Here is a 16,329-nt window from a genome sequence, read left to right on the forward strand (position 1 = left end):
GGAAAGACGTTTTATTTATCAGGAAAGTGTGACCTTTATAAAAAAGGAAGCTTAAATAGGACTTTTAAACATTCGGTCAGCATTCATTTGTTTATTCTTAAGGGGAATAATTAATTGTAAATGTTTAATTCCAATTAGGATTAAATGTAATAATTTAATAATAAGAGATAAATTCTATTAGGGATTAATGACATTTTCGATTATTCTCCAAAAAAATTATAAAAAAGAATAATCTAATGCTATCTGACTTACATTTCCAATTTCAACCTCGATATTATAATGGCGAAATATCTTCCTATGAAGCGTTATTAAGAACTCCTACATCTGATATTGAAAGTTTTATTGAGACAATAGATGATCATGTGACATTTGATTTGTCTATTATTGAATCTGTCATTAATAAACGTGCATGTTTAGCTAATGCGGAAAAGATACAAGTATCGATTAATATTTCTATGGCTAGTTTGCTTGATGATCATTTTGTTCAAGCATGTGCAAACATATTTAAACATGAAAAAAATATCATTTTAGAGCTTACTCGACATGATGCAAGTGATGATTTTTCTCGTCTACAAACCGCAATTAAGACATTGAAAGCTTTAGATATAGAGTTTGCATTGGATGATTATGGCAAAGGTTATGCTAATAGTGAATTATTTCTGCATCTTGATGTTGACTATATTAAGTTAGATAGAAAAATCATTAAGAATATTGATCAAAGTTATATTGCTTATTCATTAGTAAAGACGACTTATGAAAAAATAGCGAATGTACTGGGTAAAAAGGTTATTGTCGAAGGTGTGGAAACATTTGAGCAATTAAATTTACTCAAACAATTTGGTTGTATGATTTATCAAGGTTTTTATTTTTCTAAACCGATTAATTTTGACCAAATAAAACCAACAAAGTTGACGATAGATAGCCAGAAACAAGATTTACAAACATTCTGTAATTTACTAGATCAAGCTATTTATGAAATGAATCGAGCGCCTAATCCTAAAGCGATTAAAATAGCGATTAATAATCTAATTAAGATTGATAAATATAATATTATTGGTATTAGTCCTGATTTTTTTGATGTTTATAATGAACAACGTCGAATTAATAAAAACTATAACGAATTACTTGAACGTAAAAGTAGTCCCCATTTTTTATTGGTTTCATCATTAATAAGTACGTGTGATGCACTCGTTATTATTCGTGATTGTGATGGTAATGCTATTTATAATAACGATAAACATATTGATTATTTAGGCGTTGATCTTGTTGATTATACAGCAGAACAAGCGTGTGAATTATTTCCTGATTATCGAACTTGTATTAAATTAGATAAAGAATTACTCAATAGTGAAACTTGTTTTATTGTATCAAATGAAACCGTAGAAACTGAAAATGGTAAGCAATTTTTTCATACCTATAGACAGAAGATAACCCATTTTAATCAAGCATTTATCATTTGTAGTGTTTATGAAGCAAATGATAGTATCATTATTGATGATTTGACGGGCTGTTATCAAAAAAGTTATCTAGAATCGACTTATGCTTGCGCTTATCAAACATTAGTCTTTATTGATTTAGACGGTTTTAAATTAATTAATGATATATATGGGCATAATAAAGGCGATGAGGTTTTACGTGATTTTGCACAAACAGTTAAGAGTATGCTGCGAGAACATGATGCTATAGTACGATTTGGTGGCGATGAGTTTATATTATTACTGGATAGTTCTTTATATCATGCTGTACAGCAACGGATTGAAGTTATTCGTTGTAATATTGAAGCCTATTTTTTAGCTAAACAGCAACATCTTAGCTTTTCTTATGGCATCGTTAAAGTAGAAGAAAATATAGCGAGTGCTTTGAATCAAGCTGATGAAGCGATGTATAAACAAAAATTCTTACGTAAACAAAAACACTCAGCTAAATAATAAAAAAAAGAGATCATCTGATCTCTTTTTTGCTGGTGGATCATAAGCTGGTGGCTTAGATAATAATAAGTTAATTACACTTGGTAGCGGCTTTTATCACCGATATCAAAATGCAAAGGCATACGCCATTTACTAAAGGCAGCAAATGCAAGTAGTGCTGCACCTGCCACAGCAAACCCAATTGCAATATTTAGTACATTAAAGATCATACAGAACCAAAATCCCGCTAAAACAATCGGAGTCAGTAATAATGCTTTTACTTTGAAACAAAAGTATTCTTTTATTGAAAGTGCACTAAAGACAAATAAAGCCGCCCCTAACGCTAATGGTTGCCATAATCCAGCCATAAACCAAATAGCAGCAAATAATCCAGCCCCTTGAATTAACCAACGAAAACGTTTGTCATAAATATGGACTGTTGTTGATGCTAATAGAGCAACCATAACAAGAAAAGGGGTTGCAGCATTGGTTTCACTGCCAATAACTGCCATGATAATAGCAGCGAGAGTGAATGCAGAGCGATATAAGATAACCGTTAGTTTATCCAGAATATCCAGTTCGCATTTAATGTGTGGATCAGCCATTGAAATTCCTAGGTAGTGCAGAAAAAGAATGAGAGTCATATTATTGTTAGCAAAACAATATTTATTGTGATCAGAGTAACATAAATACCTTTCAGTTGATCTATCGTTATGAACTGTTTGATCGTAATCAAAAGCTACGGCAAACTATTGCTAACTATTTGTCATTTAATTGTTTTTATGATGAGTTCGGCTGTAAATAAGAGGAAATAGAATGAAAAAAATTATCGCATTAAGCCTGCTATCCAGCTTAGTGGGGTGTGCGCAATTGATGCCACCTAAAACACCATTACAAGTGCCGATTGAAACTATTAATACGACAAAAGCAACGGATACATTTGTTGAGCCTACTATTGTGGCTGAATTAGACGCATCAGTTAAAACAGATCCCCTTTATGAATCGAGTGACTCAATCGCCGTTAGTGAGCAAGCGATCACTGAACCAGAACCCGCAGCAATCAGCACTGAAGCTAATACTGTAACTAATACAGCAGCTAGTGCAGCAGCTGAAATCACAGAGCCAGCTGTTACTGAATCTCAAGCGGTTGAGCCTCAAGCTGTTACAGCCGAAGCCGCGGTTAATAGCGCTGAGATAACAGAGCCGACACCTGAGGCAGTGTCAGAAGTCGCAGCAACCAGCACTGAAGCGAATACTGTAACTAATACAGCAGCTAGTGTCCCAGCTGAAACCACAGAGTCAGCTGTTACTGAACCTCAAGCGGTTGAGCCTCAAGCAGTTACAGCCGAGGCCGCGGTTAATAGCGCTGAGATAACAGAGCCGACACCAAAGGCTGTATCAGAAGTCGCAGCAACCAGCACTGAAGCGAATACTGTAACTAATACAGCAGCTAGTGCTCCAGCTAGTGTCCCAGCTGAAACCACAGAGCCAGCTGTTACTGAACCTCAAGCGGTTGAGCCTCAAGCTGTTACAGCCGAAGCTGTGGTTAATAGCGCTGAGATAACAGAGCCGACACCTGAGGCTGTGTCAGAAGTCGTACCTGTAGCTGAAACGCCTACAGTAGAAGACGACACTTCGCAAACAATCGATGACAGCTACAAAACAGTAGACATGCATGGTTATAGCCTTCAGATAACGGCATCAAGAGATGAGCAATCATTAGTCACGTTGTTATCGACATTAGAGAGCCAACAACCGGCGTGGGTCAATAAAAAAATGCTTAATGGTAGTCAAGCTTACACATTATTAGTGGGTCATTATGCTGATTACGATCAAGCCAAATCAGCGTTAGCGTTATTGCCTCAAGCTGTGCAACAAAACGGTGCATTTGTACGTAACTTCTATGATATTGAGCATACAGGCTCACCACAATTGAAGCAGTTACAATAATTCAGTAGCTGGCAGCATATAAGCGGTGATTAAATCACCATCTACAGCATAAACTTCGCCTGATTTGAAAATAAATCACGATATGATGAGGTTGAGGGTACATTCACATTACTTTTTTGATTACTATATTCAGCAGTGAATGCCTTGCTATTTTGGCCTTGGTAGTCTCCAAGGTCTTTGTGAACCGCATTGTATTGTGATTGGTATAATTAAGGAACAATAATGAGTTCTATCCATGTTTTATTATTATGCGGTGGCGGTAGCGCTGAGCATGAAGTTTCTCTTGTGTCAGCAAATTTTATTGAACAGCAATTAAAAGCGATTGATGGCGTTAGCTATACACGTGTAGAAATGACTAAAAATGAAGGTTGGTTAAATGCAAACCAACATTCTTGTGAATTGAACTTAGATAAAACATTATCTGCTGTCGGTGAGCAATCTATCACGATTGATTACGTGATCCCTTGTGTGCATGGTTTTCCTGGTGAAACTGGCGATTTGCAATCATTGTTTGATTTAGCGGGTTTGCCTTATTTGGGCTGTGGTGCTGAAGCGAGCACAAATTGTTTTAACAAAATCACCACCAAGTTATGGTTTGATGCATTAAATATCCCAAATACGCCGTATGTTTTCCTGAGTGAGAACAATGAAGACGCTCACCAACAAGCCCAAACAGCATTAAACCAATGGGGTAAGGTGTTCGTTAAAGCAGCATGCCAAGGTTCTTCTGTTGGCTGTTACAGTGTGGTCGATACAGAGCAATTACGTGTTGCTGTTAACAATGCGTTTGGTTATTCAAACCAAGTGTTAATTGAAAAAACCATTAAGCCGCGTGAGCTTGAAGTCGCTGCTTATCAATTTGGTGATCAACTTATTATTACCAAACCCGGTGAAGTATCGTGTCCTGATGATAAGTTTTATAGCTACGAAGAAAAATACAGCACTGATAGTTTATCAACAACTCAAGTTGAAGCCCGTAATTTAACGCCAGAGCAAGTTGAAGCAATTCAACATTATGCACGTAAAGCGTTTGAACAAATGAAGCTTAAAGACTTATCTCGAATTGATTTCTTCTTGAGTGAAGATAACGAGATCTTATTAAATGAAATCAATACCTTCCCTGGAATGACGCCAATTTCAATGTTCCCTAAAATGTTAGAGAACTATGGCCATAGTTTTACTGACTTTATTGAACTTGCGATTAAAAACGCAGTGAAATAAACCTGATTAAGACAGTTATTATAAAGCCAACCGTTATAGGTTGGCTTTTTTAGATCTCTTCTTTTTATATCAATCCCAATCAGTTTCTGACTTAATTCAATGTCCTCTTTCGTCATTTCCTACCGTGAATACCCGCGAGGGCAATAGGGAGTCTAATGCTTTTGAAAGATGACCACTTAATTAATGGAATTGATATTATTTATTGTTGCTATTTTTTTCAGCGAATTTCTTTAATGTGTTATCACGTTTAGCGCGTTGACCAACATATTGTGCAGGCATAGCAGGGCTGCGCCAGCGACCTTGATGTTGGATTTGGTGAATAGAAAGCCCAGCATCGGCTAAATCTTGGCTAGCACCTACTCGTGGGGATTGTCCTGAAAAAATCACATCTGTTGGGAGTTCAAGTTCTTGGCTTGCGCGTCTGAAAATACGGTAGATAGAAGAGTGATCGAGAGGGTTATCACCGATATTGTTATGTCTATCTATACGGCGAAAAACAAACCCGCTATCGATCATCGCTAAGGTTAACCATCGATTTACCGCATCAGAAGCGACATCACTTAATGCGATTAAATTATCATTGACCGAAAGGGTAATTAACCCATCTGCTGTGACTTCAACATCATTGATCGTTAATGCTGTTACTTCAGAACGTTTTAGCATTGCTTCAAAGGTCATCGCCCAAATCGCCATGTCACGTACATCTTTTGCTTTGGTTGAGCGCATAAATGAATCGAGTAGTTCATGTAAGTGGTTATCACGAAAGCCATAAGCATTGGTGTAATCATCATGTTTATCAAGACGTTGCTTATGCATAGCAAGTTTTATTTCATTGCTTAAACAGGGATTAGGTAGAGCATGACAGCGATGAACCAAACCAATAGTGACAATGTAACGTTTAAGGCTGGCTAGTTTACGTGTTAGGGCCATTTTTTCAATATAGCGATGCACGATTTCCGCGGAGGCGGGTAACGGGGAGCTATTATGCTGAGCACAAAAAAGTAAAAAACTATTCCAGTCATTTTTAAAGGCGACCAGTGTGTTTTTAGCATACTGTTGGTGGGTTAATCGTTGCCAAATAGTAATGTTTTCAGCAACCGATGAAAAATCAGCAATGCTTGCGCCACAAATCGTTTCGTTCTCAATAACAGGGATTTTCTTTGCCATCACAACACCTAATGCACTATAACTTTATATTGTTGAATACTAGCAACGATCATCAAAAAACGAAAGAATAATTACAAAAAACTGGCTTAGCTGTGTAAGTGTTATTATTATGTAGTCAGTTAAGGTAATGATTATTAAAGAATGTAACGCTTTAATAGGGAAGGGAATAGACAATGAAAAAACGCCTTTTTCACCGTGGTTATATCATTGAAAATAGCACTGGATTAAAGTCTGACTGGAAGACTGTCATTAATGGACGATCTATTCAAGGGATGCTAACCAATATTAAAAAAAGTGTGGATTGGTGGTGTGATACTAAAGCTTTTATGCCACCAGAAAGGTTTAATGCCATACAACAAGCTGATGCAATACCATCACTTTTAACAACTGAACATTATCGCGGTATTGTACTTAAAAATGATAGTGGTAAAGGTAATGAATGGTATGCCATTGTAAGAGGTCAATTGCTTAAAGGTGATGTGATTTCGATTAAAAAGTACCTAGATAAAATTAGTACAAATTAAAAAGTAGTGCCTATGTGTTACAGGCACTACCTCCAATAATTAATTGATGGTGTTATTAATCATCATTATCTTTTTTGGACACATCAACGAGATATTTACCATCAAGCCAGTTACGACCGATTAGCAATTTATATTCTAATTTTTTACGATCGCGGAGATTAACTGGAATAGCATGACTTTTACCGTTCCAAATCAAATCCATGACTACAGCATAGCGGCGTTCAACACCCTGAGCGTTACGTATCTTACTGATTTTAATTATTTTACCAGTATGTGTTTCTTCTTTTCCTTCAGCGTTTGCTGTCGTGAAACGAATCATTTTACCTAGATTTTCATGCCAGCTTTGTTTGCTATTTGCTGGTTTATTATTGCCGTCAATGACATGTAAATCATAAGCATTAATAGACGTTGTGTTAGCTCCCGTATCGATACGTGCTTTAAAATCCATATTAAGATCTTTAATATGAATAGTCTCAACAGGACCAACAATGTATTTCCCACTACATTCGTTAGCCGCATAGCTCATTGTTGATACTGTTGCAGCGACAATAAACATGGCAGAAATAAAAACTCTTTTCACATAAACTCCTGATATTATTAAACCTTCAATGTAGATAATAGACTTAGTAATTATCTTTATGTTCAATTTTATGTAAAAACTATAAAAAAAGGATATTTAATGCATAAAAAGTTGTTTTTCAATGGACTGAAAACAGTTTTGGGTTTGATTAAATTGAATAGTGTTAAAACCTAGCCCTGATGCAATTTGGATATTTTCGTAATTATCATCAATAAAAAGGCTTTCTTGTGGGGTTAATTGATAACGCTCACACAGACGTAAGAAAATTTCTTGTTCTGGTTTCATCACCAATTCTTTACCTGAGACTAAACCACCATCAAAAAATGAAATAAAATGATGTTTTTCATAAAGCGTATCAAAAAAAGCACTACACATATTCGTCAGATAATAAAGAGAATAGGGCTGTTGAGTTAATTGATAAAATAAAGCTTCAGTTTGTTGTATTTTTGTCAGGCTGTGCTGAATATGATTGATAAACTCTTCTATGCGCAGGGAAGGGATTTGTGTACGCGCAGAAAATTTAGGGATCACTTCGGCAAGTAGCATCGTTCCACGATCAAGGGACAACCAATCAGAATGTTGAAGGACATCATGCAGTAAGATATCGCGTTCAGGTTGTGACACCGTAAAACTATTCACAATTTGAAGTGGATTCCACTCAAATAGGACTGCACCAAAATCAAAAATCACATTACGAATCATAAGATGTTCCGTTAGAGTACCATTTATTGATAGTATTGGTTCATGAGTATTTCGCAAGATTGATGTGCTAACTTCTAGTGCTATTCACACAATCAAGCAACCAAATGAGATAGATTGCACAATGAGTGATAATAATCGTTTAGTTTTCTCAACTGAGACTGGTCGAATCAAAGAAGAAAAAGTACAACCAGTACGCCCACAAGGTGATGGTATTGTTCGTATTCAGCGTGAAACCAAAGGTCGTAAAGGCAAAGGTGTGTGTATTGTTTCGGGTCTTGATGTAGAAGATACCCAATTAAAACTGATTGCCGCTGAGTTAAAAAAAGTGTGTGGCTGTGGTGGTTCAGTAAAAGATGGAAAAATTGAAATTCAAGGTGATAAGCGCGATGTAATCAAAGCGCACCTTGAAAAGAAAGGCCATACAGTCAAATTAGCTGGCGGTTGATTGCTAAAACAGAATCTTAGTGATTCATTATCATAGAACAGTATAATCAGGCAGTAACGTTAAAGTTACTGCCTGATTTTTATAATTTTATTCTGGGCAACGTTCCTCGATCATTGCTTGAATATGTGTACCATAGAAGGTTCCATCACCAACCCAATTCGCAGGGTCGGCACTACTTGGCATCGTTTGATTCGCTGCACTTTTCAATAGCACATTGCAATAATTGAATGACAGTTCACCAATTTCATGGCAACCCGCACAAGCACCATCCCCACGTTCCGCATAAGCAGGAGGGTTTGTCCATCCCTGAGAAGAAACTGGCTGATAGCGTACATTGGGATCTATATCGTGATCTGCCGAGATATCAATAGCTGTACCTGGATGAATTAAGAAAACATTTTTACCTCTATGGCAATCAGTACAGTCTTCTGCAAGTGTATTACCATTCTGAATATCAGTAAGATTAAAGGCTAAATCATCACCGCCCGTTATTCTTGTTCCTGTTTCATTACTTATGTTATCCCAAAAACAGGCTTTACCGGTGGTTTTACTTTGACAAATAATACCAAGAAATTGGATATATTCAGCACCTGTTGTGTCGTTGACGACCCAACGAGGTAACGCCATACAAGCACCAGGTACAGTGGGATTTTTATAGGCATAAACTTCAGTTCTATCACTGTCTAAAAAATCTATTGTGGCGGTTCCTTGGTGAATCCATAGATCTGATCCCCAAGCGGGTGGAATAGGCACATTATTTTCACGGCACGTTTTAATATAATCATCAGTTTCTAGTGGAGGAATTAACACTAAATGGTCAAGTAACGATCGTTGTTTAAGTAAATCAAGGATCCATTGGTAATCAGTTAAGCGAGGAATAGGGAATAGGCGATGTGTATGATGACGAAATAAACGAAAAGAGGGGAAATATTTATCTTTTAGTTGTGGTTTTAGATTACTGATCATGCCATCTAGCAATACATTTTGGAAAAGCACTTTTTCAACATCAGAGGATTGTTTTACATCGAGAAAATCTGATTTTAGCTCTTTGAACTGTGCTTGTTGTTCCTCACTTAAATTGGTGTTTAGTTCCTTTATTAATGTATCTTGCATTAACAGAACCTGATCTTTGTCTATTTTTAGTTCCTTGCCACCAGCATCATAAAGTGATTCATAGTAACCGTTTGAAATATCGTTAATTTTCAATTTTAGATCTGGTTGAGGTTCGGGGAGTTGTTCTGATTGAGGTTGTTCAGATATTTCTTTGGGGTCATCGGCGCTATCACCACCACACCCTAGAAATAACACTGAAGATACTACAATCATGAGATAGTTTATTTTCATTATTTGACTCTGGTGACTTAACAATCGTAGTCAAATTATAGTTATCTCATATTTTATCGTTTTTCATCTGTAAGAATGAGTACTATTTAGCTATTATTAAGTAGTAATGAAAAACGGATAGGGAATAGCCTATCCGTATGTTTATAAATAAGATAATACATTAATACGTTGACCTTATTTATCTCCAACTCACATGTTCATTATGATGTGATAAAAAACGCGATGGTATATTCAAGACTAAAGTCTGTCAGCGAAAAATTAAGCAGCACGAGCATTAACTGGAAGATCTGTACCAATTTTAGTTAACGCTATTTGCCATAAGCTAATATCCCGACAGCGGAATGCACCGGCACAGCTTAATAAGTAGAAACGCCACATTCTATAGAACGTAGCATCATAATTTTTATATATTTTGAACCAGTTCTTTTCAAATTTTTCACACCATGCCATCAGTGTTAAATCATAATCAGGACCAAAGTTATGTACATCTTCAATATTAAATTGATTCTCAACTGAGCCACTTAATTGTGAGAGTGATGGAATAACACCATTTGGGAAAATATATTTATTAATCCATGGATCAGTACCATTTTTAGACGTTGGGCTACCGATAGTATGCAGTAAAAACACACCTTCATCCGTTAAAAAGCTGTTAGCACATTTGAAATATTCATCATAATTAGATGGGCCTACATGCTCAATCATACCTATTGATACTACACGGTCATAAGGTTGTTCTGGCGTAAATTCACGATAGTCTTGCAAAATGATTTTAACGGGAAGTTTCTTTTTATTTGCAATCTCTTGGCCTAATGCCATTTGCTCTTTTGATAGCGTTAAACCGTCACAGATTACACCATATTTAGCCGCTGCATAGTTCATAAAACTTGCCCAACCACAGCCGATATCAAGTAAACGCATGCCTGGTTGTAAATTTAATTTACGACAGATTAGATCCATTTTATGTTCTTGAGCTTGATCCAGTGTTTTTGCATCTTTCCAGTATGCACAGGTATATGCCATTCGTTCATCAAGCATATTTACAAATAAATCGTTACCGATATCGTAGTGGAAAGGTACATCTTCTTTTACACGGTTCACTGCTTGATGGTTAATGAAGCTTTTTAGTTTAGTTACACCATAATTAGCTGCAAACTTAACTTTATCAATCCCTGATAGTTTATCTTCTATATTACTACGTAGTAATTTACTAATTAGGATATCAATACGTTCACAATCCCACAAGCGTGTCATATAACCTTCGCCAAAAGCGATAGTGCCATCTAATAGAATGTTATCAAAAAGTTTGTCATCATTAACAATAATATCCCATGGACGAGTGCCATTAATCTCAATATCAGCTTGCTTTAATAGGTCACGAAATAATTCTTTATTTTTAGGCATAATATACTCGATTATTTGTCTGGAGAACTAGCAGAATGAAATTTATACCGACTAAATTAATAATGAAATACAACAATTAGATGTAGTATATAAAAGTAATATATCAATCCTGTTTTCACTATATTTTAATACTAATAAATTTAGTCTGTTAAATATATTTCATTCTTCTTAATTACTTATTTAGTTATTCTTAATGATGGCAATAAATTACATTGCCTCATTGTGTTAATAACCTTTTAAATGTTTATTTAAGTGCTTCCTTTTCTTGGTAAATATTATATCGCTACATCAGTTAGCTTAATTTAGATTATTTGACAAAAAACACTTTAAAACGGACATTTTTAATGTGCACTCGAAAAACGAGCATATTTTAGTAAAAAGTAACTATCTCAACAGCATGGTATTCGCACATAGAATTTACAGAAAGGGGATTTGGTTATATGAGATTGCATTGAGTTTTGAATAAGTCTCATTAGTCGATATTGAAATATAACGACTACTATTAAAGCAATTGCGCCTGATTAAGGAAGACTGTATGTCCGATGTAAATGTATTTAAGCAACCTAAACCGTTTTATCTCATATTCTCGATAGAGTTTTGGGAACGGTTTGGCTTCTACGGTATGCAGGCGATTCTCACTGTATACCTTGTTAACATTCTCGGTATGTCTGAATCAGAGTCGTTTACATTATTTGGTGCTTTTTCAGCATTGATTTTTGGTTCAGTGGCAATTGGTGGTTGGGTTGGGGATAAAATACTTGGCACTAAGCGTACTATTACGCTTGGCGCATTCATTTTAACGATTGGTTATTCGCTATTAGGGATCTCAGCGGCAGGTGAGTTTGGCGGCAAAGAGCTGCTTTATATAGCAATGGGATTTATTACCATGGGTAATGGCTTATTTAAAGCTAACCCTTCAAGTTTACTTGCTAAAGTCTATGAAGAAAATGATCCTCGCCTTGATGGTGCATTTACCATGTATTATATGGCGATCAATCTAGGATCATTCTTTTCAATGCTATTAAGCCCTTGGATAGCAGAGAAAATGGGGTATGGGATGGCTTTTGGTGTGAGTGCAATTGGCTTATTAATCACCATGGTTAACTTTATGATAATGGGGCGTATCGTTAAGAACGTTGGCTCTAAACCCGACATGGTGCCAGTGAATAAACTTTACTATGCGACGGTTGTGGTTATAACCATTCTATTGAGTCTCCTAAGTGCGGTGTTATTGCAACATCTATTTTATGCGCATGCGATTTTAGTGGTGGTTGGCATTATCATTGTGTTTGTATATTTCAAAGAGGCGTTTAAATCTAAAGGACTTGAAAGGGCAAAGATGTTTGTTGCTTTTGTCTTAATGTTACAGGGCGTGGTGTTCTTTGCATTATATTTTCAAATGCCAACTTCGCTTAACTTCTTTGCCATTCATAATGTCAGTCATGATTTATTTGGCTTTAAAGTTGAACCCGAGCAATTTCAAGCGTTAAACCCATTTTGGATCATGGTTGCCAGTCCATTATTGGCCATTCTTTATAATAAACTTGGTGAACGATTTGCGATGCCATTTAAGTTTGCGTTTGGGATGGTGCTATGTAGCCTCGCGTTTTTGATCTTAAAGTACTCAACGAGCTTTGCTAATACCCAAGGGATCATCAACTCAAATTGGTTAGTGGTGAGTTATCTATTGCAGTCAGTGGGAGAGTTATTAGTTTCAGGCTTAGGGCTGGCGATGATTGCACAGTTAGTACCACAGCGAATGATGGGGTTTGCGATGGGAATGTGGTTTTTAACCTCGGCAACAGCCGCTATTTTAGCAGGTTGGATTGCAAGTTTAACCGCCGCGCCGAAAGGGGTTGTTGATGCTAATCAAACGCTTGTTCTCTATGCAGAAGTCTTTGGTGATATAGGGTATGTGACTGCGGCTATTGCTGTGTTTACTTTACTTATTGCACCTAAACTTACTCGTATTATTCAAGGCAAAGAGTAACGCGATATCAATAACATCACTGCAATTAATAACGACAATCATGGTAAGTGATTGCCGTTATTCTTTTACTACTTACTACTTACTACTTATCACTAGCTGCTAATACATCGATAAAGGCATCAATATCTTCTGCTTTAGTTGCAAAATTGGTGACCAAACGTGCGACACCATCACCCCAGCGATTGGCTAAGAACTCAAACCCATGCTCATGCAAGGTTGCTATTGTGATCGGTGACATTTTACAAAACACAATATTGGTTTTTGATGGGTGGAGTAGTTCAACACCATCAATACTTGCAATACCATTGCGTAATTTTGTAGCCATCGCATTCGCGTGTTGTGCATTGTTCAGCCACAAATCATTACTGATATAAGCATCTATTTGTGTGGACAGAAAACGCATTTTAGACATTAAGTGACCCGCACGTTTACGGCGGTATTCAATCTCATTCTTTAAGCCAGTATCAAATAAGACAATCACTTCAACACCAAAAGCACCATTTTTAGTGGCACCAAAGGAAAGGGCATCAACACCTGCTTTCCACGTCATTTCTGCCGGCGTACAACCAAGCGCATCAACCGCATTAGCAAAGCGTGCGCCATCCATGTGATATTTTAAGTTATGGCTTTTACATACATCACCAATTGCGCGCAGTTCATCGAGAGTATAAACGCTGCCTGTCTCAGTTGCTTGCGTCACGCTAACAACAGCAGGTTGCACTGTGTGAACATCACCAATTTTTAATGTGGCGCGTTGGATTAATTTTTCGGGATCGATCTTACAATCATCGCCATCAATCGTTAGTAGCTTAACCCCGTTACTGAAAAATTCCGGCGCACCACATTCATCATTATTAATATGGCTATTTGGATGACAAAGTACCGCCCCCCAAGCTGGAGACATTGCAGCTAAACATAAGCTATTAGCAGCAGTACCTGTTGGAACCAAAACCACTGCGACATCGGTTTCAAACAATGCACTCATTTTACGATCAAGTTCTAATGATAATTCATCGTTACCGTATGGTGTTGCATCGCCAGCGCTAAATTCAATTAAATGCTGCAATATTTGCGGCGAAACACCCGCAATGTTGTCACTGGTTAAACCAATGGTTTTCTTTGTAGCTAAAGGCGAATTTGTCATTGTTATCTCCATACAGATTGAATTATCAATATACCCAATTTAATGCTGAAGATACGATTTTTTATTGTAACGGGAGGTGTAATTCTAAGGTTATTGCAGTCAAAATTACTTGTTTGATCCAAGCTTAAGATTAAATAGTAATGAGAGATATAAAAAGGCATGTTTTTTGATGAAAATACGCCCATACAATTATTCAGAGTAACAACAATGAAAAGGATCGCTGCATTAGATAGCATTCGAGGTTTATTACTATTATTAATGACAATTAACCACTTAATATGGATAAGCGGTGGGTACTCAGTCATTCAAACAGTGACTTTACAGCCTTTAGGGCAATTTGGTGCCGCTGAGTGTTTTGTCTTTATTTCAGGTTTACTTGCAGGGGCTATATACAGTCGAGAATCATTAACCAATACTCAGACTATCACCAAAGCATGGCATCGAGCATTCAGTATCTACCGTTATCATATTGCGTGTTTATTGATTATTTTTGGGTGGGTTTTTATTGCGTCACACTTGTTACCGTCTGCGGTGCCAATACTTCAGCAGAGTGCGAATAATGTCTTAGCTGCACCGATTAAAACATTCATAGCAAGCGCTGCTCTGGTTAACCAGCCGAACTATTTTGATATTCTTCCTCTTTATATTATCTTCATGTTGTTATTACCTTTATTAGTCGTAGCATACCGCAAAGGGCTAGGGTGGTTGGTGATTAGTGTCAGTATTGGTGCGTGGGTTTTTAGTCATGCCATTAACACAGCCACATTGATCCCGTTATTTAGATTCATATTTTCAGATTCTACGATCCAATTTGGCTATTTTAATCTCTTTGCTTGGCAGTTGTTGTTTGTAAGCGGATCTGCACTTGGCTATATGCTACAAAATAAAACATTACGTTGGCGTCATCCTGCATTGACGATTATAGCTACCATCATTGCTACAGGGCTCTTTGCCGCGCACAACGGTGCATTCTCTAGTTTTGGCATTCATCGTTGGGTATTGTCTACGTATGCTGATAAACCAGAACTAGGTTGGTTACGCACCTTAAACATCACCGTTTGGGTTTATCTAATTGCAGTGATCATTCAACGCTATCCGAACGCGCTCCATATTAAGGCATTAAGTTATATTGGCCGTCATTCATTAAGGGTGTTCAGTTGGCAAGTTGTTATTGTCTATTTAAGCGCGCCGCTACTACATAATCTTCGTTTAGAGCCTTATTACATACTGCTCATCATCGCTATTGCTGCGACATTATGGTTAGCGGCATTACTGTCGGAAAAACTAAATACGCATACGGTAAGCCGATTACATTGGATCAGTGGTTTTAGTGTAATGTTGAGTTTTATCATGCTTGGTAATATTGTCAGCGCAGAAGGTGTTTCCCCGCTAACGATAAAAGTTACCAATATTAATGATCCCAAAACGTCAGTATTAGTGTTGGTTTACGATGAAAAAGATGATTTAACCCAATATCCCTCGGTACATTTAAATGCCTATTCGCCACAAAAATTAGCACAAGGAGTCACAATAGCTGCATTACCCTTAGGGAATTATGCTGTACTTGTATTTCAAGATAACGACGGTGATTATAATTTAACAATAGGTAACAATGGCATGCCTATCGAACGTTTTGGCTATTCAAATAACCCGCCATTACATACACCAGTATCAATGGAGCAAGCGAAATTTGCTCATAAAGGGCCACAAACCCAAACCATTAATTTCTAAGATGGTTTAAAAAAAGCACTCAGTTAAACAAAACTGAGTGCTGTTATTTGCTTCAGAATTGATCAAAAGGGCGTTTACAATCGATAGTCACGGCTTTGATTATTTAAGCTCAACCTCACATTTATAAAATCCATACTCTCTTCTTGCTGTTTTTTTCTTTGAGCAAACGATCATATTGCATTGATATTAACTAATTGCATATTGCGGCTTTTAATTTGTG

14 protein-coding genes are annotated in these 16,329 nt (G+C 36.8%); 7 read left to right on the plus strand and 7 right to left on the minus strand.

What is annotated here, in order from left to right:
• Positions 1–236 precede the first annotated feature (236 nt).
• Positions 237–1,928: a bifunctional diguanylate cyclase/phosphodiesterase gene (locus BTO21_RS13605; protein ID WP_045028156.1), complete on the plus strand. Its 1,692-nt coding sequence runs from the start codon at positions 237–239 to the stop codon at positions 1,926–1,928.
• A 74-nt stretch (positions 1,929–2,002) separates the two neighbouring features.
• Here BTO21_RS13605 and BTO21_RS13610 read toward each other — a convergent pair whose 3' ends face one another.
• Positions 2,003–2,512 carry a membrane protein gene (locus BTO21_RS13610; RefSeq protein WP_045028155.1) on the minus strand — a complete coding sequence of 170 codons (510 nt, stop codon included), beginning with the start codon at positions 2,510–2,512 and terminating at the stop codon, positions 2,003–2,005.
• A gap of 211 nt (positions 2,513–2,723) precedes the next feature.
• Here BTO21_RS13610 and BTO21_RS13615 point away from each other — a divergent pair, with 211 nt between their 5' ends.
• Together BTO21_RS13615 and BTO21_RS13620 are read left to right on the plus strand one after the other, a co-directional pair.
• Positions 2,724–3,857, plus strand: coding sequence for an SPOR domain-containing protein (locus BTO21_RS13615; protein WP_105026862.1), 1,134 nt, complete (start codon positions 2,724–2,726; stop codon positions 3,855–3,857).
• 222 nt (positions 3,858–4,079) lie between these two features.
• Positions 4,080–5,078 (plus strand): D-alanine--D-alanine ligase, encoded by a 999-nt coding sequence (locus tag BTO21_RS13620; RefSeq protein WP_045028151.1) that lies wholly within the window; start codon positions 4,080–4,082, stop codon positions 5,076–5,078.
• A 195-nt stretch (positions 5,079–5,273) separates the two neighbouring features.
• Here the strand turns inward: BTO21_RS13620 and BTO21_RS13625 are convergent, their stop codons facing one another.
• The gene (locus tag BTO21_RS13625) at positions 5,274–6,245 is read right to left on the minus strand and encodes a tyrosine-type recombinase/integrase (RefSeq protein ID WP_045028150.1); all 972 of its coding nucleotides are present in this window, start codon (positions 6,243–6,245) and stop codon (positions 5,274–5,276) included.
• A 173-nt stretch (positions 6,246–6,418) separates the two neighbouring features.
• Between BTO21_RS13625 and BTO21_RS13630 the strand changes: the two genes are divergently transcribed.
• Positions 6,419–6,769 carry a DUF3319 domain-containing protein gene (locus tag BTO21_RS13630; RefSeq protein WP_045028148.1) on the plus strand — a complete coding sequence of 117 codons (351 nt, stop codon included), beginning with the start codon at positions 6,419–6,421 and terminating at the stop codon, positions 6,767–6,769.
• A 55-nt stretch (positions 6,770–6,824) separates the two neighbouring features.
• Here the strand turns inward: BTO21_RS13630 and BTO21_RS13635 are convergent, their stop codons facing one another.
• Together BTO21_RS13635 and BTO21_RS13640 are read right to left on the minus strand one after the other, a co-directional pair.
• Entirely contained in the window at positions 6,825–7,349 is a 525-nt protein-coding gene (locus BTO21_RS13635) for an ATP-dependent zinc protease family protein (protein WP_045028146.1), read from the minus strand.
• A gap of 96 nt (positions 7,350–7,445) precedes the next feature.
• Complete coding sequence (locus tag BTO21_RS13640; protein ID WP_045028145.1) at positions 7,446–8,051, minus strand: HAD family hydrolase; 606 nt, start codon at positions 8,049–8,051, stop codon at positions 7,446–7,448.
• A gap of 121 nt (positions 8,052–8,172) precedes the next feature.
• Here BTO21_RS13640 and yciH point away from each other — a divergent pair, with 121 nt between their 5' ends.
• Positions 8,173–8,496, plus strand: a complete 324-nt coding sequence (gene yciH, locus BTO21_RS13645; RefSeq protein WP_045028144.1) for a stress response translation initiation inhibitor YciH — start codon at positions 8,173–8,175, stop codon at positions 8,494–8,496.
• A gap of 87 nt (positions 8,497–8,583) precedes the next feature.
• Here yciH and BTO21_RS13650 read toward each other — a convergent pair whose 3' ends face one another.
• Together BTO21_RS13650 and cfa are read right to left on the minus strand one after the other, a co-directional pair.
• Positions 8,584–9,840 (minus strand): hypothetical protein, encoded by a 1,257-nt coding sequence (locus BTO21_RS13650; protein ID WP_045028142.1) that lies wholly within the window; start codon positions 9,838–9,840, stop codon positions 8,584–8,586.
• 258 nt (positions 9,841–10,098) lie between these two features.
• Entirely contained in the window at positions 10,099–11,244 is a 1,146-nt protein-coding gene (cfa, locus tag BTO21_RS13655; RefSeq protein WP_045028141.1) for a cyclopropane fatty acyl phospholipid synthase, read from the minus strand.
• 535 nt (positions 11,245–11,779) lie between these two features.
• Between cfa and dtpA the strand changes: the two genes are divergently transcribed.
• The gene (dtpA, locus tag BTO21_RS13660) at positions 11,780–13,234 is read left to right on the plus strand and encodes a dipeptide/tripeptide permease DtpA (RefSeq protein ID WP_105026863.1); all 1,455 of its coding nucleotides are present in this window, start codon (positions 11,780–11,782) and stop codon (positions 13,232–13,234) included.
• An 82-nt stretch (positions 13,235–13,316) separates the two neighbouring features.
• Here the strand turns inward: dtpA and BTO21_RS13665 are convergent, their stop codons facing one another.
• Positions 13,317–14,378, minus strand: coding sequence for a threonine aldolase family protein (locus BTO21_RS13665; RefSeq protein WP_045028139.1), 1,062 nt, complete (start codon positions 14,376–14,378; stop codon positions 13,317–13,319).
• 207 nt (positions 14,379–14,585) lie between these two features.
• Between BTO21_RS13665 and opgC the strand changes: the two genes are divergently transcribed.
• The gene (gene opgC, locus BTO21_RS13670; RefSeq protein ID WP_045028137.1) at positions 14,586–16,109 is read left to right on the plus strand and encodes an OpgC domain-containing protein; all 1,524 of its coding nucleotides are present in this window, start codon (positions 14,586–14,588) and stop codon (positions 16,107–16,109) included.
• Positions 16,110–16,329 lie beyond the last annotated feature (220 nt).

The organism is Photobacterium phosphoreum (genome assembly GCF_002954725.1).
Taxonomy (GTDB): Bacteria; Pseudomonadota; Gammaproteobacteria; order Enterobacterales; family Vibrionaceae; genus Photobacterium; species Photobacterium phosphoreum.